General features: G+C 69.4%; 21 protein-coding genes. 18 read left to right on the top strand and 3 right to left on the bottom strand.

What is annotated here, in order from left to right; all coding sequences use genetic code 11:
• Positions 1-16: 16 nt before the first annotated feature.
• From OG588_RS08605 to nusB, 4 genes are all read left to right on the top strand, one after another.
• Positions 17-853 carry a Pro-rich N-terminal domain-containing protein gene (locus tag OG588_RS08605; protein ID WP_026150843.1) on the top strand — a complete coding sequence of 279 codons (837 nt, stop codon included), beginning with the start codon at positions 17-19 and terminating at the stop codon, positions 851-853.
• Positions 854-1,020: 167 nt separating this feature from the next.
• Complete coding sequence (locus tag OG588_RS08600) at positions 1,021-2,127, top strand: aminopeptidase P family protein (protein ID WP_405946767.1); 1,107 nt, start codon at positions 1,021-1,023, stop codon at positions 2,125-2,127.
• Positions 2,128-2,188: 61 nt separating this feature from the next.
• The gene (gene efp, locus OG588_RS08595; RefSeq protein WP_317882246.1) at positions 2,189-2,755 is read left to right on the top strand and encodes an elongation factor P; all 567 of its coding nucleotides are present in this window, start codon (positions 2,189-2,191) and stop codon (positions 2,753-2,755) included.
• Positions 2,756-2,757: 2 nt separating this feature from the next.
• Positions 2,758-3,192, top strand: coding sequence for a transcription antitermination factor NusB (gene nusB / locus OG588_RS08590; RefSeq protein ID WP_405946766.1), 435 nt, complete (start codon positions 2,758-2,760; stop codon positions 3,190-3,192).
• Positions 3,193-3,393: 201 nt separating this feature from the next.
• Here nusB and bldD read toward each other — a convergent pair whose 3' ends face one another.
• A complete protein-coding gene (gene bldD / locus OG588_RS08585) occupies positions 3,394-3,894 on the bottom strand; it encodes a transcriptional regulator BldD (RefSeq protein WP_019059743.1) in 501 nt (166 codons plus the stop codon).
• 252 nt (positions 3,895-4,146) lie between these two features.
• Here bldD and pyrR point away from each other — a divergent pair, with 252 nt between their 5' ends.
• The 13 genes from pyrR to metK all read left to right on the top strand — a co-directional run bounded on the left by pyrR (position 4,147) and on the right by metK (position 18,486).
• Positions 4,147-4,710, top strand: a complete 564-nt coding sequence (pyrR, locus tag OG588_RS08580) for a bifunctional pyr operon transcriptional regulator/uracil phosphoribosyltransferase PyrR (protein ID WP_352180427.1) — start codon at positions 4,147-4,149, stop codon at positions 4,708-4,710.
• A gap of 85 nt (positions 4,711-4,795) precedes the next feature.
• The gene (locus OG588_RS08575; protein ID WP_405946765.1) at positions 4,796-5,773 is read left to right on the top strand and encodes an aspartate carbamoyltransferase catalytic subunit; all 978 of its coding nucleotides are present in this window, start codon (positions 4,796-4,798) and stop codon (positions 5,771-5,773) included.
• 5 nt (positions 5,774-5,778) lie between these two features.
• Positions 5,779-7,065: a dihydroorotase gene (locus OG588_RS08570; RefSeq protein ID WP_405946764.1), complete on the top strand. Its 1,287-nt coding sequence runs from the start codon at positions 5,779-5,781 to the stop codon at positions 7,063-7,065.
• Positions 7,062-7,655, top strand: a complete 594-nt coding sequence (locus tag OG588_RS08565; protein WP_405946763.1) for a hypothetical protein — start codon at positions 7,062-7,064, stop codon at positions 7,653-7,655. Before OG588_RS08570 ends, OG588_RS08565 begins: the two co-directional genes overlap by 4 nt.
• Entirely contained in the window at positions 7,652-8,794 is a 1,143-nt protein-coding gene (gene carA / locus OG588_RS08560) for a glutamine-hydrolyzing carbamoyl-phosphate synthase small subunit (RefSeq protein ID WP_405946762.1), read from the top strand. The genes OG588_RS08565 and carA overlap by 4 nt, the downstream gene beginning before the upstream one ends.
• Positions 8,787-12,095, top strand: a complete 3,309-nt coding sequence (gene carB / locus OG588_RS08555) for a carbamoyl-phosphate synthase large subunit (protein WP_405946761.1) — start codon at positions 8,787-8,789, stop codon at positions 12,093-12,095. Before carA ends, carB begins: the two co-directional genes overlap by 8 nt.
• Before the next feature lie 54 nt (positions 12,096-12,149).
• On the top strand, positions 12,150-13,259 hold the full coding sequence (locus OG588_RS08550; RefSeq protein ID WP_405946760.1) for a quinone-dependent dihydroorotate dehydrogenase: 1,110 nt from the start codon (positions 12,150-12,152) through the stop codon (positions 13,257-13,259).
• A complete protein-coding gene (gene pyrF, locus OG588_RS08545) occupies positions 13,256-14,101 on the top strand; it encodes an orotidine-5'-phosphate decarboxylase (protein ID WP_405946759.1) in 846 nt (281 codons plus the stop codon). Before OG588_RS08550 ends, pyrF begins: the two co-directional genes overlap by 4 nt.
• Before the next feature lie 321 nt (positions 14,102-14,422).
• Positions 14,423-14,746: an integration host factor gene (locus OG588_RS08540; RefSeq protein ID WP_019059734.1), complete on the top strand. Its 324-nt coding sequence runs from the start codon at positions 14,423-14,425 to the stop codon at positions 14,744-14,746.
• A 59-nt stretch (positions 14,747-14,805) separates the two neighbouring features.
• A complete protein-coding gene (gene gmk, locus OG588_RS08535) occupies positions 14,806-15,399 on the top strand; it encodes a guanylate kinase (protein WP_366097417.1) in 594 nt (197 codons plus the stop codon).
• A 40-nt stretch (positions 15,400-15,439) separates the two neighbouring features.
• Positions 15,440-15,712: a DNA-directed RNA polymerase subunit omega gene (rpoZ, locus tag OG588_RS08530; RefSeq protein ID WP_019059732.1), complete on the top strand. Its 273-nt coding sequence runs from the start codon at positions 15,440-15,442 to the stop codon at positions 15,710-15,712.
• A 112-nt stretch (positions 15,713-15,824) separates the two neighbouring features.
• Entirely contained in the window at positions 15,825-17,027 is a 1,203-nt protein-coding gene (coaBC, locus tag OG588_RS08525; protein ID WP_405946758.1) for a bifunctional phosphopantothenoylcysteine decarboxylase/phosphopantothenate--cysteine ligase CoaBC, read from the top strand.
• A gap of 250 nt (positions 17,028-17,277) precedes the next feature.
• Positions 17,278-18,486 (top strand): methionine adenosyltransferase, encoded by a 1,209-nt coding sequence (metK, locus tag OG588_RS08520; RefSeq protein ID WP_266870119.1) that lies wholly within the window; start codon positions 17,278-17,280, stop codon positions 18,484-18,486.
• Positions 18,487-18,574: 88 nt separating this feature from the next.
• On the opposite strand, the gene OG588_RS08515 is transcribed toward metK, so the two are convergent.
• Both OG588_RS08515 and OG588_RS08510 read right to left on the bottom strand, forming a co-directional pair.
• Positions 18,575-19,327, bottom strand: coding sequence for an ABC transporter permease (locus OG588_RS08515; RefSeq protein WP_405946757.1), 753 nt, complete (start codon positions 19,325-19,327; stop codon positions 18,575-18,577).
• Positions 19,317-20,231: an ABC transporter ATP-binding protein gene (locus tag OG588_RS08510; RefSeq protein ID WP_405946756.1), complete on the bottom strand. Its 915-nt coding sequence runs from the start codon at positions 20,229-20,231 to the stop codon at positions 19,317-19,319. The genes OG588_RS08515 and OG588_RS08510 overlap by 11 nt, the downstream gene beginning before the upstream one ends.
• A gap of 80 nt (positions 20,232-20,311) precedes the next feature.
• On the opposite strand from OG588_RS08510, the gene OG588_RS08505 reads away from it, so the two are divergent.
• Positions 20,312-20,842, top strand: a complete 531-nt coding sequence (locus OG588_RS08505) for a TetR/AcrR family transcriptional regulator (protein ID WP_405946755.1) — start codon at positions 20,312-20,314, stop codon at positions 20,840-20,842.
• The last annotated feature ends 51 nt before the right edge of the window (positions 20,843-20,893 follow it).

The following is a 20,893-nucleotide window of genomic DNA, read 5'->3' as shown; positions in this document are numbered from 1 at the left end:
GACGGAGTGGCACCGGATGCAGCACGCAGTGGGGTCACCGCTGCCGCCGCCCCACCAGCCGGGGCAGGGACCGACCACCGGTTGGTCCCCGGCCGGACAACAGTCGGGCCCGCACCATCCGGGCCCGGCGCCCGTGCCACCCCCGCCACCGGCCCCGGGCTTCGCGCCCACCCCGCCGGTGCCGCACACGATGCCGCGCCGCACCCCGGACACCACCGGCCACATCCAGCTCCCGCCGGGCGGCCCCGTGCCCATGCCCAGCGCCCCACCGGCCGCGGCAGCCCCCGACCCGACCTCCACGACCCTCGCGGTGCTGCTCATCGGCCCCGCCGGCGCGGGCAAGACGAGCGTCGCCAAGTACTGGGCGGACCACCGCCGGGTCCCCACCGCCCACATCAGCCTCGACGACGTCCGCGAATGGGTCCGCTCGGGCTTCGCCGACCCCCAGTCGGGCTGGAACGACCACTCCGAGGCCCAGTACCGCCTGGCCCGCCGCACCTGCGGCTTCGCCGCCCGCAACTTCCTCGCCAACGGCATCTCCTGCATCCTCGACGACGCGGTCTTCCCCGACCGCCCGGTGGTCGGCCTCGGCGGCTGGAAACGCCACGTGGGCCCCGGCCTCCTCCCGGTGGTCCTGCTGCCCGGCCTGGAGATCGTCCTGGAACGCAACGCCAAACGCGCCGGCAACCGCCGCCTCACCGACGAGGAGGTCGCCCGCATCCACGGCCGCATGGCGGGTTGGTACGGCTCGGGCCTCCCGATCATCGACAACTCCCAGATGGACGTCCAGCAGACGGCCCAGGTCCTCAACGACGTCCTGGCCCGATCGATAGCAAGCCCCCCGAGCTGGTAATCACAGGGAAGCTGTCCCACTTAAGGGGCGCGGGGCTGTATCAATGTGCGGCTCCGCCGCGTGGGCGCGCTCAGCCCCCACGGACCCGCAGCCGAAACTCATGGTGCGTCCCCCGAACGGCACCCTCCCAACCAGCACAATCCAGCCACCCCTCCTACGCTCATCTCATGTCAGAGGTCTACGCAGCCCGCCGAGCAAGGCTCAGGGACCGAGCCCAAGCCGGCGGCAGCCAATCCGCGCTGGTCACCAACCCAGCCAACGTGCGCTACTTGGCCGGTCCAGCCCCACAGGGCGCCGTCCTGCTGCTCGGCAAGCGGGACGACACGCTGGTCTGCACAGACCCGCTGGACGAGCGCCCACCAGAGGGCCGTCCCGACGAGGCCCTCCGCATCCACGAACTCAAGGGCCCCGGCGGCGACCCCGCCGTAGCGGCCGCAGACCTCGCGGCAGCGCACGGCGCCGAGTCCATGGCCGTAGAAGAACACCACCTCACCGTGACCCGCCACCGAGCCCTCCGCTCGGTCGCCCCAACGCTCCGCCTCACCGACATCGGCGGCGCGGTCGAGCAGCTGCGGGTCGTCAAGGACGAGGAGGAGATCTCCTGTCTGAGAATCGCCGCCGAGATCGCCGACCAGGCCCTCGGAGAGCTCCTGGAGTCGATCCTCGTCGGCCGCACCGAACGCCACCTCGCCCTCGAACTGGAACGGCGGCTCGTCGACCACGGCGCGGAGGGCCCGGCCTTCGCCACCTCCGTCGCCACCGGCCCGCACTCGGGCAGACGCGGTCACCGGCCGACCGATCGCAGGGTCGAGGAAGGAGATTTCCTTTCCGTCTGCCTCGGTGCCACCTATCGCGGATACCGCTGCGAGATCGGCCGTACGTTCGTCATCGGCACCTCTCCCGCCGACTGGCAGATCGAGCTGTACGACCTCGTCTTCGCCGCCCAGCGCGCTGCGCGGGAGTCCCTGACCCCCGGTGTCGCCTACCGGGATGTGGACCGCGCGGCCCGCCAGGTACTGGACTCCGCGGGGTACTCAGAAGGCCTCGCGGCCCTCACCGGCCACGGTGTCGGACTCGAAATCGACGAGGAGCCGCAGCTGGCCCCCGCGGCCATGGGTAAACTGGACGCTTGCGTGCCGGTCACCGTCGAACCGGGGGTTCACCTCCCGGGCCGGGGCGGTGTCCGGATCGATGACACGCTCGTCGTACGCCCTGAGGCGGACGGCGGACCCGAGCTACTCACCATCACGACCAAGGAGCTGCTCGCGCTCTAGCTTTTCCGAGCTGTGCGCGTGTCCCGTGGTCGTCCACGTCAGTCCAGGAGATTCCGCAACCGTGGCTTCCACGAACGACCTCAAGAACGGCCTGGTGCTCAAGCTCGACGGGGGCCAGCTCTGGTCCGTCGTCGAGTTCCAGCACGTCAAGCCCGGCAAGGGCCCTGCCTTCGTGCGCACCAAGCTCAAGAACGTGCTCTCCGGCAAGGTCGTCGACAAGACGTTCAACGCCGGCGTCAAGGTCGAGACGGCCACTGTCGACAAGCGCGACATGCAGTTCTCGTACATGGACGGCGAGTACTTCGTCTTCATGGACATGGAGACCTACGACCAGCTCATGGTCGACCGCAAGGCCGTCGGCGACGCCGCCAACTTCCTGATCGAGGGCTTCACCGCCTCGGTCGCCCAGCACGAGGGCGAGGTGCTCTTCGTCGAGCTGCCGGCCGCCGTCGAGCTGGTCATCCAGGAGACCGAGCCCGGCGTCCAGGGCGACCGTTCCACCGGTGGCACCAAGCCCGCCACCCTGGAGACCGGCCACCAGATCAACGTGCCTCTCTTCATCACCACCGGTGAGAAGATCAAGGTCGACACCCGCACGAGCGACTACCTCGGCCGGGTGAACAGCTAACCGTGGCTGCCCGCAATACGGCCCGCAAGCGCGCCTTCCAGATCCTCTTCGAGGGCGACCAGCGCGGAGTCGGCGTCACCACGGTCCTCGCGGACTGGATCCGGCTCTCCCGGGACGACACCCGGCAGCCGCCGGTCAGCGAGTACACGATGGAGCTGGTCGAGGGGTACGCGCAGCACGCGCGCCGTATCGACGAGCTGATCGCGCAGTACTCGGTCGGCTGGACGCTGGACCGCATGCCCGTGGTGGACCGCAACATCCTGCGCCTCGGCGCCTACGAGCTGATCTGGGTCGACGAGACCCCGGACGCCGTCGTCCTCGACGAGATGGTGCAGCTGGCGAAGGAGTTCTCCACGGACGAGTCGCCCTCGTTCGTGAACGGCCTGCTGGGCCGTTTCAAGGACCTGAAGCCCACGCTGCGCCGCGACGAGGCGTAGAGCAGTACGCGAGCGAAACGCCGGAGGGCCCGCAGCACAGCGCTGCGGGCCCTCCGGCGTTCCCGTGGGCATGAGGGCGTTCCCGTACGCATGAGGCTCCTGAGGCCCGCAGAAAGCCGCCGGGGTGGCCGGAACGGTTAAGTTCCGGCCACCCCGGCGGCACGTTTCTGCTGAGACGGGAAGCGGCTCGACGGGAGCGGCTCAGTTCTCCTCGTGGGAGACCGCGCGACGCGCGTCCGCGTCCAGCACGCCCCAGCTGATCAGCTGCTCGGTGAGGACCGAGGGGGACTGGTCGTAGATGACGGCGAGTGTGCGCAGGTCGTCCTGACGGATCGAGAGCACCTTGCCGTTGTAGTCGCCGCGCTGGGACTGGATCGTCGCCGCGTAGCGCTGCAGCGGGCCGGCCTTCTCGGCGGGCACGTGGGCCAGCCGCTCCAGATCCAGGACCAGCTTCGGCGGCGGCTCGGCGGCCCCGCCCGGCGTGGTGCCCGGCAGCAGCTCCTGCACCGGAACCCCGTAGAAGTCAGCCAATTCGGCGAGGCGCTGCACGGTGACGGCACGGTCGCCGCGCTCGTACGACCCGACGACGACCGCCTTCCAGCGTCCCTGTGACTTCTCCTCGACACCGTGGAGGGAAAGGCCCTGCTGGGTGCGGATGGCCCGGAGCTTGGCCCCGAGCTGTTTGGCGTATTCGCTGGACATATAGCTCCCGGACACTGTGTCGACGCGGCTGCAGTGTTTCCGCGCCGCGCGGCTGGTAACTCACTGTGAGGTTACGCAGCGTTACGCTCCCGCGTCAAGCCGAATGGTCCGCACCGGCTCTTCCGTGGTAGCGGTGTCCGATTACGCCATAGGGGTGATCTGGGGTGTCGCCCCGGCCTGCTACCGTGGATGGCGCAAATCCGACGTCCTTTAAGGTCCGTCCCGTGAGGCGGAGAAGGAGGTCCGTTTCTTATGGACACTCAGCAGTACGAGTCCGATGCCCGGCCCGTTCTCGAGGCCCCCGACATCGCGCGGGTCCTGACCCGCATCGCCCACGAGATCGTCGAGCGCGCCAAGGGCGCCGACGACGTGGTGCTCCTCGGCATCCCGACCCGGGGCGTGTTCCTCGCCCAGCGGCTCGCCGTCAAGCTCGAAGAGATCACCGACCGCAAGATCCCGGTCGGCTCCCTCGACATCACCATGTACCGCGACGACCTGCGCATGCACCCGCCCCGCGCGCTGGCCCGCACCGACATCCCCGGTGACGGCATCGACGGCCGCCTGGTCGTCCTCGTCGACGACGTGCTCTTCTCCGGCCGCACCATCCGCGCCGCCCTCGACGCCCTGAACGACATCGGGCGCCCCCGCGCGGTGCAGCTCGCGGTTCTGGTCGACAGAGGCCACCGCGAACTGCCCATCCGCGCCGACTACGTCGGCAAGAACCTCCCCACGTCGCTGCGGGAGACGGTCAAGGTCCAGCTCGCCGAGGAGGACGGTCGCGACACCGTGCTGCTCGGCACCAAGCAGACCCCGTAGCGGACTCACGCCGTGCCCCTGTGGCACGCGGCGTCTCCGCCTGCCCGCATTCTCCTGACCTGAACTGCCTTACGGAGCCTGACAGATGCAGCGTCATCTCATCTCGGCCGCCGACCTCACCCGCGACGACGCCGTCCTGATCCTCGACACCGCCGAGGAGATGGCCAGGGTCGCCGACCGGCCGATCAAGAAACTGCCGACCCTGCGCGGCCGTACCGTCGTCAACCTCTTCTTCGAGGACTCCACGCGCACGCGTATCTCCTTCGAAGCCGCCGAGAAGCGCCTCTCCGCCGACGTCATCAACTTCACCGCCAAGGGGTCGAGCGTCTCCAAGGGCGAGTCCCTGAAGGACACCGCGCAGACCCTGGAGGCCATGGGCGTCGACGCGGTCGTCATCCGGCACGGTGCCTCCGGAGCGCCGTACCGCCTCGCCACCTCCGGGTGGATCGACGCGGCCGTCATCAACGCCGGTGACGGCACCCACCAGCACCCGACGCAGGCCCTCCTGGACGCGTTCACCATGCGGCGCCGACTCGTCGGCCGGGACGCCGGGCTCGGGCAGGACCTGGCCGGCAAGCGGATCACGCTCGTCGGCGACATCCTGCACAGCCGCGTCGCCCGCTCGAACGTCGACCTGCTGCACACCCTGGGCGCCGAGGTCACCCTGGTCGCCCCGCCCACCCTGGTGCCGGTCGGTGTCGAGGCCTGGCCCTGCGAGGTCTCCTACGACCTCGACAGCACGCTCTCCAAGTCCGACGCGGTGATGCTGCTGCGCGTGCAGCGCGAGCGCATGAACGCGGCGTTCTTCCCCACCGAGCGCGAGTACTCGCGGCGCTACGGCCTCGACGGCGAGCGGATGGCGAAGATGCCCGAGCACGCGATCGTGATGCACCCGGGGCCGATGGTCCGGGGCATGGAGATCACCGCCGAGGTCGCCGACTCGGACCGCTGCACCGTCGTCGAGCAGGTCGCAAACGGAGTGTCCATCCGGATGGCCGTGCTCTATCTGCTTCTGGGCGGCAACGAACCCGCCGTCAGCCACGCCCGTATCGAGGAGAAGTAAGTCACATGAGCAAGATCCTGATCCGTGGTGCGAAGATCCTCGGCGGCGAGCCGCAGGACGTGCTGATCGACGGGGACACCATCGCCGAGGTCGGCAGCGGACTGTCCGCCGAGGGTGCCGAGGTCGTCGAGGCCGACGGCAAGGTGCTGCTGCCGGGTCTCGTCGACCTGCACACCCACCTCCGCGAGCCCGGCCGCGAGGACTCCGAGACCGTCCTGACCGGTACCCGCGCGGCCGCCGGCGGCGGTTACACGGCCGTGTTCGCCATGGCCAACACCTTCCCCGTCGCCGACACCGCCGGTGTCGTCGAGCAGGTCTACCGGCTCGGCCAGGAGCACGGGTACTGCGATGTGCAGCCCATCGGCGCCGTCACCGTCGGCCTGGAGGGCAAGAAGCTCGCCGAGCTGGGTGCCATGCACGAGTCGGCCGCCGGGGTCACCGTCTTCTCCGACGACGGCAAGTGCGTCGACGACGCGGTGATCATGCGCCGGGCGCTGGAGTACGTGAAGGCCTTCGGGGGAGTCGTCGCGCAGCACGCGCAGGAGCCGCGGCTGACCGAGGGCGCCCAGATGAACGAGGGTGTCGTCTCCGCCGAACTCGGGCTCGGGGGCTGGCCGGCGGTGGCCGAAGAATCGATCATCGCCCGGGATGTCCTGCTCGCCGAGCACGTCGGTTCCCGCGTCCACATCTGCCACCTGTCGACCGCCGGGTCCGTCGAGATCGTCCGCTGGGCCAAGTCCCGGGGCATCGACGTGACCGCCGAGGTCACCCCGCACCACCTCCTCCTCACGGATGAGCTGGCGCGCTCCTACAACCCCGTCTACAAGGTCAACCCGCCGCTGCGCACCGAGCGCGATGTGCTGGCCCTGCGCGAGGCGCTCGCCGACGGCACGATCGACATCGTCGCCACCGACCACGCCCCGCACCCGCACGAGGACAAGGACTGCGAGTGGGCCGCCGCCGCCATGGGGATGGTCGGCCTGGAGACCGCGTTGTCAGTGGTGCAGGAGACCATGGTGGACACCGGGCTCCTCACCTGGACCGGGGTCGCCGAGCGCATGTCCGTCAAGCCCGCCGAGATCGGGCGGGCGGTGGGGCACGGCCGTCCCGTCTCGGCTGGTGAGCCCGCCAACCTCACGCTCGTCGACACGGAATACCGTGGGTCGGTGGACCCCGCGGGCTTCGCTTCGCGCAGTCGCAACACCCCGTACGAGGGGCGTGAGCTGCCGGGCCGTGTGACGCACACCTGGCTCCGGGGCAAGGCCACGCTCGTCGACGGGAAGCTCACGTGACACCTCTGGAACTGACCCACCTCGCGGCCGGGGAGAAGTCCGCCCCGGTGACCGACTGGGCCGCCCGTATCGGCTGGCTCGTCGGCCTCGCGCTGTTCATCGCGCTCGTCTACTGGCTGATGCGCGAGGGCTGGAAGTGGCGCGGCACCCTCCAGGGCGACGTCCCCGAGCTGCCCACCGCGCCGGAAGAGGTGGGCGAGGCGAAACTGGCTGTGTTGTCGATGAGTGGCCGCTACCACGGCTCCACCACCGCCGGGCAGTGGCTCGACCGCATCGTGGCGCACGGCCTGGGCACCCGCAGCCGGGTCGAACTGACCCTGACGGAGGCCGGCCTGGATGTCGTACGACCCGGAGCCACCGACTTCTTCATCCCGGCCGGCGCGCTGCGCGAGGCCCTGCTCGGCAAGGGCATCGCCGGGAAGGTCCTCAGCGAGGGCGGTCTCCTGGTCGTGACGTGGGCGCACGGCGACCGGCTGATCGACTCCGGGTTCCGCTCGGACCAAGCGGCCGAGCACGCGGAGTGGGTCGACACCCTGAACAGCATGATCAACAAGAGTCTCGAAACGACCGACACGGAAGGCGCACGATGACCACCTCCACCAGGGGAGCCGCCAAGGTTCCCGCCGTACTCGTCCTGGAGGACGGCCGGATCTTCCGCGGCCGCGCCTACGGGTCCGTGGGGGTGACCTTCGGCGAGGCCGTGTTCTCCACCGGCATGACCGGCTACCAGGAGACCCTGACCGACCCGTCGTACCACCGCCAGGTCGTCGTGATGACCGCCCCGCACATCGGCAACACCGGTGTGAACGACGAGGACCCCGAGTCGGCCCGCATCTGGGTCGCCGGTTACGTGGTGCGCGACCCCGCGCGCGTGCCGTCCAACTGGCGCTCCCGCCGCTCCCTGGACGAGGAGCTGCGCAACCAGGGCGTCGTCGGGATCTCCGGCATCGACACGCGCGCGTTGACCCGCCATCTGCGCGAGCGCGGCGCCATGCGCGTCGGCATCTTCTCCGGCCCTTCGCTGCCCGACGACGACACCATGCTCGCCGAGGTGCGCGAAGCCCCCGAGATGACGGGCGCGAACCTCTCCGCCGAGGTCGCCACCAAGGAGACGTACGTCGTCCCCGCGATCGGTGAGAAGAAGTACACCGTCGCTGCCGTCGACCTCGGCATCAAGGGCATGACCCCGCACCGCATGGCCGAGCGCGGCATCGAGGTGCATGTGCTGCCCGCCACGGCGACCGTTGAGGACGTGTACGCCGTCCAGCCCGACGGTGTGTTCTTCTCCAACGGCCCGGGCGACCCGGCCACCGCCGACCACCCGGTCGCCGTCATGCAGGCCGTCCTGGAGCGCGGCACCCCGCTCTTCGGCATCTGCTTCGGCAACCAGATCCTGGGCCGCGCGCTCGGCTTCGGCACGTACAAGCTGAAGTACGGCCACCGGGGCATCAACCAGCCTGTCCAGGACCGTACGACGGGCAAGGTCGAGGTCACCGCGCACAACCACGGCTTCGCCGTCGACGCGCCCCTCGACAAGGTCTCCGACACGCCGTACGGCCGCGCGGAGGTCTCGCACGTCTGCCTGAACGACCAGGTCGTCGAGGGGCTGCGGTTGCTCGACCGGCCTGCGTTCAGCGTCCAGTACCACCCCGAGGCGGCGGCCGGCCCGCACGACGCCGCCTACCTGTTCGACCGCTTCACGTCTTTGATGGAGGACCAGCGTGCCTAAGCGCTCCGATATCCAGTCCGTCCTGGTCATCGGCTCCGGTCCGATCGTCATCGGCCAGGCCGCCGAGTTCGACTACTCCGGCACCCAGGCCTGCCGCATCCTGCGCGCCGAGGGCCTCCGCGTCATCCTGGTCAACTCCAACCCGGCGACGATCATGACCGACCCGGAGATCGCCGACGCCACCTACATCGAGCCGATCACCCCGGACTTCGTCGAGAAGATCATCGCCAAGGAGCGGCCGGACGCCCTGCTGCCCACCCTGGGCGGTCAGACGGCGCTCAACACCGCCATCTCGCTGCACGAGGCGGGCACTCTGGAGAAGTACGGCGTCGAGCTGATCGGCGCCAATGTCGAGGCCATCCACAAGGGTGAGGACCGCAACCTCTTCAAGGACGTCGTCGAGGCCGTGCGCCAGAAGATCGGGCACGGCGAGTCCGCCCGCTCGGTCATCTGCCACTCCATGGACGACGTGATCGCCGGTGTCGACACGCTCGGCGGCTACCCGGTCGTCGTCCGCCCCTCCTTCACCATGGGCGGCGCCGGCTCCGGTTTCGCGCACGACGAGGAGGAGCTGCGCCGCATCGCAGGCCAGGGCCTCACCCTGTCTCCCACCACCGAGGTCCTCCTGGAGGAGTCCATCCTCGGCTGGAAGGAGTACGAGCTGGAGCTGATGCGCGACAAGAACGACAACGTCGTGGTCGTCTGCTCCATCGAGAACTTCGACCCCATGGGCGTGCACACCGGCGACTCGATCACCGTCGCCCCGGCGATGACGCTGACCGACCGCGAGTATCAGGTGCTGCGCGACGTGGGCATCGCGATCATCCGTGAGGTCGGCGTCGACACCGGCGGCTGCAACATCCAGTTCGCGATCGACCCGGTCGACGGCCGCGTCATCGTCATCGAGATGAACCCGCGCGTGTCGCGTTCCTCGGCCCTCGCCTCCAAGGCGACCGGCTTCCCGATCGCCAAGATCGCCGCCAAGCTGGCCGTCGGCTACACCCTCGACGAGATCCCGAACGACATCACGCGCGAGACCCCGGCCTCCTTCGAGCCGACCCTCGACTACGTCGTCGTGAAGGCCCCGCGCTTCGCCTTCGAGAAGTTCCCGTCCGCCGACTCGACCCTGACGACCACCATGAAGTCGGTCGGCGAGGCCATGGCCATCGGCCGCAACTTCACCGAGGCCTTCCAGAAGGCGCTGCGCTCCCTGGAGAAGAAGGGCAGCCAGTTCACGTTCGTGGGCGAGCCCGGCGAGAAGATCCAGCTCCTGGAGGAGGCCGTACGGCCCACCGACGGCCGGATCAACACCGTCATGCAGGCCATCCGCGCGGGCGCCACCCAGGAAGAAATCTTCGAGTACACGAAGATCGACCCCTGGTTCGTCGACCAGCTCTTCCTCATCAAGGAGATCGCCGACGAGCTGGCCGCCGCCGACAAGCTGGACCCGGAGCTGCTCGCCGAGGCCAAGCGGCACGGCTTCTCCGACCAGCAGATCGGCGAGATCCGCGGCCTGCGCGAGGACGTCGTCCGCGAGGTCCGGCACGCGCTCGGCATCCGCCCGGTCTACAAGACGGTCGACACCTGCGCCGCCGAGTTCGCCGCGAAGACCCCGTACTTCTACTCGTCCTACGACGAGGAGAACGAGGTCGCCCCGCGCGAGAAGCCCGCGGTCATCATCCTGGGGTCGGGCCCCAACCGCATCGGCCAGGGCATCGAGTTCGACTACTCCTGCGTCCACGCCTCCTTCGCGCTGAGCGACGCCGGCTACGAGACCGTGATGGTCAACTGCAACCCCGAGACCGTCTCCACGGACTACGACACCTCCGACCGCCTGTACTTCGAGCCGCTCACGCTGGAAGACGTGCTGGAGATCGTCCACGCGGAGTCCCTGGCCGGTCCGGTCGCGGGCGTGATCGTGCAGCTCGGCGGCCAGACCCCGCTCGGTCTCGCCCAGGCCCTCAAGGACAACGGCGTCCCGATCGTCGGCACCCCGCCCGAGGCGATCCACGCCGCCGAGGACCGGGGCGCCTTCGGCCAGGTCCTCGCGGAGGCGGGCCTCCCGGCCCCCAAGCACGGCACCGCGACCACCTTCGTGGGCGCCAAGGCCATCGCCGACGAGATCGGCTACCCGGTCCTCGTCCGCCCGTCGTACGTCCTGGGCGGCCGAGGCATGGAGATCGTCTACGACGAGACCCGCCTGGAGTCGTACATCGCCGAGTCCACCGAGATCAGCCCTTCCCGGCCGGTCCTCGTCGACCGCTTCCTGGACGACGCGATCGAGATCGACGTCGACGCGCTCTACGACGGCCACGAGCTGTACCTCGGCGGCGTCATGGAGCACATCGAGGAGGCCGGCATCCACTCCGGCGACTCGGCCTGCGCCCTGCCGCCGATCACCCTGGGCGGCTTCGACATCAAGCGCCTGCGAGCCTCAACTGAGGCCATCGCCAAGGGAGTAGGCGTCCGCGGGCTGATCAACATCCAGTTCGCGATGGCCGGTGACATCCTCTACGTCCTGGAGGCCAACCCGCGCGCGTCCCGTACGGTCCCCTTCACCTCGAAGGCGACCGCGGTACCGCTCGCGAAGGCCGCCGCCCGGATCTCGCTGGGCGCGACCGTCGCCGAACTGCGCGCCGAGGGGCTGCTCCCGGCCCACGGCGACGGTGGGGAACTCCCGCTGGACGCGCCGATCTCCGTCAAGGAGGCCGTCATGCCGTGGTCGCGCTTCCGCGACATCCACGGGCGTGGCGTCGACACGGTCCTCGGCCCGGAGATGCGTTCCACCGGCGAGGTCATGGGCATCGACTCCGTCTTCGGCACGGCGTACGCCAAGTCCCAGGCCGGCGCCTACGGCCCGCTGCCCACCAAGGGCCGCGCGTTCATCTCGGTCGCCAACCGGGACAAGCGCTCGATGATCTTCCCGGCGCGTGAACTGGTCGCCCACGGCTTCGAGTTGCTCGCCACCTCCGGCACCGCCGAGGTCCTCAAGCGCAACGGCCTCAACGCCACGGTCGTCCGCAAGCAGTCCGAGGGCGTCGGCCCGAACGGCGAGAAGACCATCGTCCAGCTCATCCACGACGGCGAGGTCGACCTCATCGTCAACACGCCTTACGGAACCGGCGGCCGCCTCGACGGCTACGAGATCCGTACGGCGGCCGTGGCGCGGTCGGTCCCGTGCCTGACGACGGTCCAGGCGCTCGCCGCCGCCGTCCAGGGCATCGACGCCCTCAACCACGGTGACGTGGGCGTGCGTTCACTCCAGGAACACGCCGAACACCTGACCGCGGCCCGCGACTAGCAGCCTTGAGGGGGACACCGGAAACGGTGTCCCCCTTCTCGTGAGGACACTGAGATGTACAAGCTTTTCTTCCGTCTGGTCTTCAAACGGATGGACCCGGAGCAGGCGCACCACCTCGCCTTCCGCTGGATCCGGCTGGCCGTCCGCATCCCCGTCCTGCGCACGTTCGTCGCGGCCGCCCTCGCGCCCCGGTTCGCGGAGTTGCGGACCGAGGCCTTCGGGCTGCGGATGCACGGCCCCTTCGGGCTCGCCGCCGGCTTCGACAAGAACGCGGTCGCGATCGACGGCATGTCGATGCTCGGCTTCGACCACGTCGAGATCGGCACGGTCACGGGGGAGCCGCAGCCCGGCAACCCCAAGAAGCGGCTGTTCCGCCTCGTGCCGGACCGGGCGCTGATCAACCGCATGGGCTTCAACAACGAGGGCTCCGCGGCCGTGGCAGCCCGTCTGGAGGCTCGTGAGGCGGTCTTCAGGACCGTCGTCGGCGTCAACATCGGCAAGACCAAGGTCGTACCCGAGGAGGAGGCCGTCGGCGACTACGTGAAGTCGACCGAGCGGCTCGCCCGGCACGCCGACTATCTCGTCGTCAACGTGTCGTCACCCAACACGCCCGGGCTGCGCAACCTCCAGGCGACCGAGGCACTGCGCCCGCTGCTGACCGCCGTCCGCGAGGCCGCCGACCGCGCGGTGACCGACCGCCGCGTCCCGCTCCTGGTGAAGATCGCCCCGGACCTCGCCGACGAGGACGTGGACGCGGTCGCCGACCTTGCCGTCGAACTCGGCCTGGACGGCATCATCGCCACGAACACGACCATCGCGCGCGAGGGACTCGGTCTGACATCCGAACCCGAACTCGTCAAGGAGACCGGCGGACTGTCGGGAGCGCCCCTGAAGTCCCGCTCTCTGGAGGTACTGCGCCGTCTCTACGCGCGCGTGGGCGACCGCATCACCCTCGTCGGCGTCGGCGGCATCGAGAACGCCGAGGACGCCTGGCAGCGCATCCTCGCCGGCGCCACGCTCGTGCAGGGCTACAGCGCCTTCATCTACGAAGGGCCCTTCTGGGGCCGCGCGATCCACAAGGGCCTCGCCGCACGCCTGCGCACGAGCCCGTACGCCACCCTCGCCGACGCGGTCGGCGCCGATGTAAGGAAGCAGCCGGTATGAGCCCCCTCGAACCTTTCGGCGCACGTCTCCGCTCGGCCATGGACGAGCGCGGCCCGCTCTGCGTCGGCATCGACCCGCACGCCTCGCTGCTCACCGAGTGGGGCCTGAACGACGACGTGGCCGGGCTGGAGCGGTTCAGCCGCACGGTCGTCGAGGCGCTCGCCGACCGGGTCGCCGTCCTGAAGCCGCAGAGCGCCTTCTTCGAGCGCTTCGGCTCGCGCGGGATCGCCGTCCTGGAGAAGTCCGTCGAGGAGGCGCGGGCGGCCGGCGCGCTGGTCGTGATGGACGCCAAGCGCGGCGACATCGGCTCGACCATGGCCGCGTACGCCGAATCCTTCCTCCGGAAGGACTCCCCGCTCTTCTCCGACGCGCTGACCGTCTCGCCGTATCTCGGCTACGGCTCGCTCGCCCCGGCGATCGAACTGGCCCGAGAGAGCGGCGCCGGCCTCTTCGTGCTCGCGCTGACCTCCAACCCGGAGGGCGGCGAGGTGCAGCACGCGGTCCGCGCGGACGGCCGGAACATCGGAGCGACCATGCTGGCCCACTTGGCCGCCGAGAACGCCGGGGAGGAGCCGCTGGGCTCCTTCGGGGCCGTCGTCGGCGCCACGCTGGGCGACCTGTCGTCGTACGACCTCGCCATCAACGGTCCGATCCTCGCGCCCGGCATCGGGGCGCAGGGGGCCACTCCGGCGGATCTTTCCGGGGTCTTCGGGTCGGCGCTGCGCAACGTCGTCCCGAACGTGAGCCGGAGTGTTCTACGTCACGGTCCCGACGTGGGAGCCCTGCGGACGGCCTCGGACGGCTTCGCGGAGGAGATCCGCGTCGCCTTTGCGACCGTCTGAGGTGTTCGAACGGGTCGATCGAGTCCTCCGATGAGTGGCTCGACGAGCGACTCCGGAGCGACTTGAGTCTGAATACATCCTCAAATCAGGGGCATTATGTCGGGAATGTCCGGCCTGGCGCAGGCTGACCAGGACTTTTCCTCTGTTCTCGCTGACTCTGGCGTCCCTGGCCGCTAGTCTCCGAGCAGTGGGGGTACCCCCACACCCTTTAGGTAGTGGGGGACAACGGGCAAGCGTGTTGCTCGTAGCTCCCCAGGTGTGGGGCGACTAGGTTCCTCACCGGTCCGTATCCGACAGTTCGACATCCGAGGTGACGTAGGCGTGGCTCTTCCGCCCCTTACCCCTGAACAGCGCGCAGCCGCGCTCGAAAAGGCCGCCGCGGCTCGCCGGGAGCGGGCCGAGGTCAAGAATCGACTCAAGCACTCCGGCGCCTCCCTGCATGACGTCATCAAGCAGGGCCAGGAGAACGACGTCATCGGCAAGATGAAGGTCTCCGCCCTGCTTGAGTCTCTGCCCGGCGTGGGCAAGGTCCGCGCCAAGCAGATCATGGAGCGACTCGGTATCTCCGAGAGCCGCCGTGTCCGTGGCCTTGGTTCCAACCAGATCGCCTCCCTGGAGCGTGAGTTCGGCAGCACTGGTTCCTGAGTCCGGATACTCCGGACCGGGAGTCCCGGGCACACCGGGATTGCTGGAATAATCGCTGCATGGCTGCAACATTCCGGGGGACGACCCCCGAGCCCCCGGACGTACGTCCGCGGCTGACCGTGCTCTCCGGCCCCTCTGGGGTCGGCAAGAGCACGGTCGTCGCCCATATGCGCAAGGAACACCCCGAGGTGTGGCTCTCGGTGTCGGCGACGACCCGCAGGCCCCGCCCCGGCGAGAAGCACGGCGTCCACTACTTCTTCGTCTCCGACGAGGAGATGGACAAGCTGATCGCCAACGGCGAGCTTCTGGAGTGGGCCGAATTCGCGGGCAACCGCTACGGCACGCCGCGTACCGCCGTACTCGAGCACCTGGAGTCCGGCGTACCGGTCCTCCTGGAGATCGATCTCCAGGGCGCCCGACAGGTCCGCGAGTCCATGTCCGAGGCGCACTCGGTGTTCCTGGCTCCTCCCTCCTGGGAGGAGCTGGTGCGCAGGCTCACCGGACGGGGCACCGAGCCGCCCGAGGTGATCGAGCGCCGCTTGGACGCGGCCAAGATCGAGCTCGCGGCGGAGCCCGAGTTCGACGCGACCCTGGTCAACACCTCCGTCGAGGACGTAGCGCGCGAGCTGCTAGCCTTGATGGAAGTTGTGTGATCGTTTTTCCGATCTCATCCCATCTTTCGGAAGGCAGAGCGTGTCCTCTTCCATCACCGCTCCCGAGGGCATCATCAACCCTCCGATCGACGAGCTCCTCGAGGCCACGGACTCGAAGTACAGCCTCGTGATCTACGCCGCCAAGCGTGCCCGTCAGATCAACGCGTACTACTCGCAGCTCGGCGAGGGCCTGCTTGAGTACGTCGGTCCGCTCGTCGACACCCACGTCCACGAGAAGCCGCTCTCCATCGCCCTGCGCGAGATCAACGCGGGTCTGCTCACCTCCGAGGCCGTCGAGGGCCCCGCGACCTGAGCCGCAGCAGCTTTATCCACAGGCCCGGCAGCGACTGTCGGGCCTGTGGTGTGTCATGGAGTCGTACAGATCGCACGAGTCGCACGCACGTTTCCGAGTTCGGGGAGAGACGGTGGACAAGCCCAAGGTCGTTCTGGGGGTCAGCGGAGGCATCGCCGCATACAAGGCATGCGAACTGCTGCGCAGACTGACGGAGTCGGGCCATGACGTCCGCGTCGTCCCCACCGCCTCCGCCCTGCACTTCGTCGGCGCGGCCACCTGGTCCGCGCTCTCCGGGCACCCCGTCTCGACCGAGGTGTGGGACGACGTCCACGAGGTCCCGCATGTGCGCATCGGACAGAGCGCCGACCTGGTGATCGTGGCACCGGCGACGACGGACATGCTGGCGAAGGCGGCCCACGGCCTGGCCGACGACCTCCTCACCAACACCCTTCTCACCGCCCGCTGTCCGGTCGTCTTCGCGCCCGCCATGCACACGGAGATGTGGGAGCACCCGGCCACCCAGGAGAACGTGGCGACGCTGCGCCGCCGGGGTGCCGTGGTGATCGAACCGGCCGTCGGCCGACTGACCGGCGTCGACACCGGCAAGGGCCGACTGCCCGACCCCACCGAGATCTTCGAGGTCTGCCGCCGGGTGCTCGCGCGGGGCGTCACCGAGCCCGACCTCAAGGGCCGGCACGTCGTCGTCAGCGGCGGCGGCACCCGTGAGCCCCTCGACCCGGTCCGCTTCCTCGGCAACCGCTCCTCCGGCAAGCAGGGTTACGCCCTCGCGCGGACGGCCGCCGCCCGGGGTGCCCGGGTCACGCTGATCGCCGCGAACACGGGACTGCCGGACCCGGCGGGCGTGGACGTCGTCGCTGTCGGGACCGCTGTACAGCTGCGGGAAGCGGTGCTGAAGGCCGCCGCGGACGCGGACGCCGTCGTCATGGCGGCGGCGGTCGCGGACTTCCGACCGGCGGAGTACGCGTCCGGGAAGATCAAAAAGAAGGACGGCAAGGAACCCGACCCGATCGTCCTGGTGCGGAATCCGGACATCCTCGCGGAGATCTCCGCCGAGCGGGCCCGTCCCGGACAGGTGGTCGTCGGGTTCGCCGCCGAGACGGACGACGTCCTCGCCAACGGCCGTACCAAACTGGCACGCAAGGGGTGCGATCTGCTGGTGGTGAACGAGGTGGGGGAGCGCAAGACGTTCGGTTCCGAGGAGAACGAGGCGGTTGTGCTGGGTGCCGACGGCAGCGAGACCGCCGTTCCGTACGGCCCGAAGGAAGCGCTGGCCGAGACCGTGTGGGACCTGGTGGCACAGCGTCTCGCCTGATGTGTTTCAGCCATCTGTCAGCCGTCTGTCAGTTCGCCGAAACCTGACATTGGTGCGTGGCGGCTCTGGCCAACGGCACTCGGCATTCGGCAAAATGCGCGTGCCGCAGGTCACAGCGTTTCCCGAGAGACGAGACAGGGGGACCGTCTGTCGACCGCGACCGATAAACTGTTCTCGGACGACGTCGGGCGCAGCTCCCGTCCCGTCCGCCAATGATCAGCCAGCAGCCGCTGCAACCTCAGGGAGCGTTGTGTCCCGTCGTCTGTTCACCTCGGAGTCCGTGACCGAAGGTCACCCCGACAAGATCGCTGACCAGATCAGCGACACCATTCTCGACGCGCTTCTGGCGGAGGACCCGACCTCCCGGGTCGCCGTCGAGACGCTGATCACGACCGGCCTGGTGCACGTGGCCGGCGAGGTCACCACCAAGACCTACGCGCCCATCGCGCAGCTCGTCCGCGACAAGATCCTGGAGATCGGCTACGACTCCTCGAAGAAGGGCTTCGACGGCGCCTCCTGCGGTGTGTCGGTGTCGATCGGCGCGCAGTCCCCGGACATCGCGCAGGGCGTCGACACGGCGTACGAGAACCGTGTCGAGGGCGATGACGACGAGCTCGACAAGCAGGGCGCGGGCGACCAGGGCCTGATGTTCGGCTACGCGACGGACGAGACGCCGACGCTGATGCCGCTCCCGATCTTCCTGGCGCACCGCCTCGCGAAGCGCCTCTCGGAGGTCCGCAAGAACGGGACGATCCCGTACCTGCGCCCCGACGGCAAGACCCAGGTCACCATCGAGTACGACGGCGACAAGGCCGTCCGTCTCGACACGGTCGTCGTCTCCTCGCAGCACGCGTCGGACATCGACCTGGAGTCGCTGCTCGCCCCCGACATCCGCGAGTTCGTGGTCGAGGCCGAGCTGAAGGCGCTCCTGGAAGACGGCATCAAGCTCGACACGGAGAACTACCGCCTCCTGGTCAACCCGACCGGCCGCTTCGAGATCGGCGGCCCGATGGGCGACGCCGGCCTGACCGGCCGCAAGATCATCATCGACACGTACGGCGGCATGGCCCGTCACGGCGGCGGCGCCTTCTCGGGCAAGGACCCGTCGAAGGTGGACCGTTCGGCGGCGTACGCGATGCGCTGGGTAGCGAAGAACGTCGTCGCCGCGGGCCTCGCCTCGCGCTGCGAGGTCCAGGTCGCGTACGCGATCGGCAAGGCCGAGCCGGTGGGCCTGTTCGTCGAGACGTTCGGCACGGCCAAGGTCGACACGGACCGGATCGAGAAGGCGATCGACGAGGTCTTCGACCTCCGCCCGGCCGCCATCATCCGCGACCTCGACCTGCTGCGCCCGATCTACGCCCAGACCGCGGCGTACGGCCACTTCGGCCGTGAGATCCCCGACTTCACGTGGGAGCGCACCGACCGCGTGGACGCGCTGCGGAAGGCCGCGGGACTGTAGTTCCTGCGCTAGCTCCTGCGCTGCCTTCAGGCTCTGCGAGGCCCGGTTTCCCTTGGGGGAGCCGGGCCTCGGTGTTTTCCCGTCTAGATCAGCGGCGGATACCCCGGACCGAGACCACGAGTGCCGCCGCGGTGATGGCTGCGATGACCGCCGCCGAGTGCGCGTAGGCGCGGGTGTCGCCGGTGACCGCTGCCTGGAAGCCGTGCAGGGCCCAGTAGCCCGGGGTCGCGGGGGCCACCGTGGAGACCCAGTGGGGGAGGACGGTGAGGGGGACCAGGCAGCCGCTGAGGCAGGTGATCGTGAGGGCGCCTATGTCGGAGGCGGCGGCCAACTGGCCCTGGGTGCGGGCGTGGACGCCGAGGGCGAGGCCGCAGGAGGTGACGCAGGCCGCCCAGAGGAGGGCCAGTAGGGGGACTCGCCAGGTGCCGGCGGTGAGGGGGAAACCGAAGGCCGTGGCGGCGAAGAGGAACAGTACGGTCTGCTGGGCCAGGAACAGCGTGACCAACGGGAGGGCCTTGCCGGCCAGGATCGTCGACGGGGATGCCGGGCCGGAGCGCAGGCGGTCCCAGGTGTGCCAGGTGCGTTCGGAGAGCAGGAGTTGGCCGGCCACGTCCAGGGCGAGCAGGGTGAACATCACCGCGATGCCCGGAGCGGCCTGCACGATGCCCGGTGTGCCGGGGGTGGCCAGGCGGTCGTACACCGGGTGGAGCACGCTCAGCAGCACCAGGGACATGACGGTGTAGGCGAGTGGGGTTCCCGGGCCCCGGACCAGTAGGACCAGGGTGTGGCGGGTCATGACCCAGGTGCGGTGGGCCGTGGGTGACGTGAGTTCAGGCCGCATCGTGGGTCTCCGTGGGGAGTTGGCGCGTGGCCAGGCTGCGGTAGAGGTCGTCCAGTGAGGGTTCGCGGATCGTGGCCGAACGGACCCGGGTGGTGTCGGGGCCCAGGTCGTGGAGGAAACGGGCCAGTGCCTGTGCCGGAGCCGTGGTGCTGAAGCGCAGTTCGTCGAGGGCGGTCGAGGACTGCGTCAGGTGCCCGGGTACAGGGCCGTCGAATGTCACGGTGACCTCGCCGGGCAGGCCGTTCAGGAGGGCGGCGCGGTTTCCGCGGGCGATCACGCGGCCGGACGCGGCGACCGCGAGCGTGGCGTCCAGGTGCTCCAACTCCGGTAGGTAGTGCGTGGTGTAGCAGATGGCGGCGCCTTCGTCGGCGCGGGTCCTGACGAGTCGTAGGAGCGCCTCGCGGGTGGTGGGGTCGGCGCCGACGGTCGGTTCGTCGAGCAGCAGGACGCGAGGGCGGGGGAGGAGGACCGTGGCCGCCTGGGCGCGGCGCTGTTGGCCGCCGGAGAGTGTTGTGATGGGGCGGTCGAGTACGTCGGTGAGGAGCAACTCTTCTGCTACGGCGGCCAGTTCGGTGCGCAGTTCGGATCGGCGCAGGCCGGCGAGGCCGCCGTAGAGGCGCAGGTTCTGGCGGAGTGTGGCGGTGGGGTAGAGGGCCAGTTCCTGGGGGGCCAGGCCGATCAGGGTGCGGGCGGAGCGTGGGGCCGTGGGGAGGTTCACTCCGGCTACGAGGACCGTGCCCGCGTCGGGGTGCTCCAGGCCGGCGACCGTGCGGGCGAAGGTGGTTTTGCCCGCGCCGTTGTGGCCTATCAGGCCGCAGATCTCGCCGGGGTCGACGTGGAGGTCGAAGCCGTCGAGGGCCTGGACGGGGCCCCATCGTTTGCGCAGGCCGGTGACGGTCAGCATGGTTGCTGCTCCCTCGATTCCTTCGATATATACAACGTATACGTATACTGTGTATACGTAGCTTCGGAGGAGGATGTCAAGTGACCGCACGGCGTATCAGTCGTGATCAAGTGCTGGACGTGACGTGGGAGTTGGCGACCCGGAAGGGGCTGTCGGCGGTCACGATGCGGGCCGTCGCGCAGGAACTCGACGTGAACCCGATGACGCTCTACCGGCACGTCGGCGACAAGCAGGGACTTCTCGACGGCCTCGTGGAGCGGCTGTTGCTGGAGATCGAGGTGCCCGGGCCCGGGCTGGGCTGGCGGGAACAACTGCGTCTGCTCGGCCGCAGTATGCGGGCCACGGCTCGACGCCACCCCGATCTGTTCCTGCTGCTCTTCCAGCGTCCTGCGGTCACCCCGGAGGCCGTCGGGCCTCGGAACGCGGTCTACGGTGCGCTGCGCGCCGCCGGTCTTCAGGAGGAGCGGATTCCGCGGGCCGAGCGGCTACTGTCCACGTTCATGCTCGGGTTCGCCGCCTCGGAGGCCGGGGGGCGGTTCCGCGACAGTGACCCGGATGAGGACATGGCCTTCGCGGAAGATCTCATTGTTCGGGTCCTCGCCGAGGGCTAGAGGGGCGAGTGCGTATGGCGGGCGGCAGCCGTTGTCAGTGGCGTTTGGTAA

The organism is Streptomyces prunicolor, assembly GCF_045162825.1.
GTDB classification, from domain to species: Bacteria; Actinomycetota; Actinomycetes; order Streptomycetales; family Streptomycetaceae; genus Streptomyces; species Streptomyces prunicolor.
Note: the sequence above shows the minus strand (reverse complement) of the source record. Positions and strands in the feature narration are given on the sequence as shown.

Coding starts and splice junctions, on each gene's coding strand:
- OG588_RS08600 (WP_405946767.1), top strand. CDS start 1,021: ATGTCAGAGGTCTACGCAGCCCGCCGAGCAAGGCTCAGGGACCGAGCC.
- carA (WP_405946762.1), top strand. CDS start 7,652: ATGACCACCTCCACCAGGGGAGCCGCCAAGGTTCCCGCCGTACTCGTC.
- pyrR (WP_352180427.1), top strand. CDS start 4,147: ATGGACACTCAGCAGTACGAGTCCGATGCCCGGCCCGTTCTCGAGGCC.
- bldD (WP_019059743.1), bottom strand. CDS start 3,894: ATGTCCAGCGAATACGCCAAACAGCTCGGGGCCAAGCTCCGGGCCATC.
- OG588_RS08510 (WP_405946756.1), bottom strand. CDS start 20,231: ATGCTGACCGTCACCGGCCTGCGCAAACGATGGGGCCCCGTCCAGGCC.
- pyrF (WP_405946759.1), top strand. CDS start 13,256: ATGAGCCCCCTCGAACCTTTCGGCGCACGTCTCCGCTCGGCCATGGAC.
- OG588_RS08570 (WP_405946764.1), top strand. CDS start 5,779: ATGAGCAAGATCCTGATCCGTGGTGCGAAGATCCTCGGCGGCGAGCCG.
- OG588_RS08605 (WP_026150843.1), top strand. CDS start 17: ATGCAGCACGCAGTGGGGTCACCGCTGCCGCCGCCCCACCAGCCGGGG.
- OG588_RS08515 (WP_405946757.1), bottom strand. CDS start 19,327: ATGCGGCCTGAACTCACGTCACCCACGGCCCACCGCACCTGGGTCATG.
- gmk (WP_366097417.1), top strand. CDS start 14,806: ATGGCTGCAACATTCCGGGGGACGACCCCCGAGCCCCCGGACGTACGT.
- OG588_RS08550 (WP_405946760.1), top strand. CDS start 12,150: ATGTACAAGCTTTTCTTCCGTCTGGTCTTCAAACGGATGGACCCGGAG.
- OG588_RS08575 (WP_405946765.1), top strand. CDS start 4,796: ATGCAGCGTCATCTCATCTCGGCCGCCGACCTCACCCGCGACGACGCC.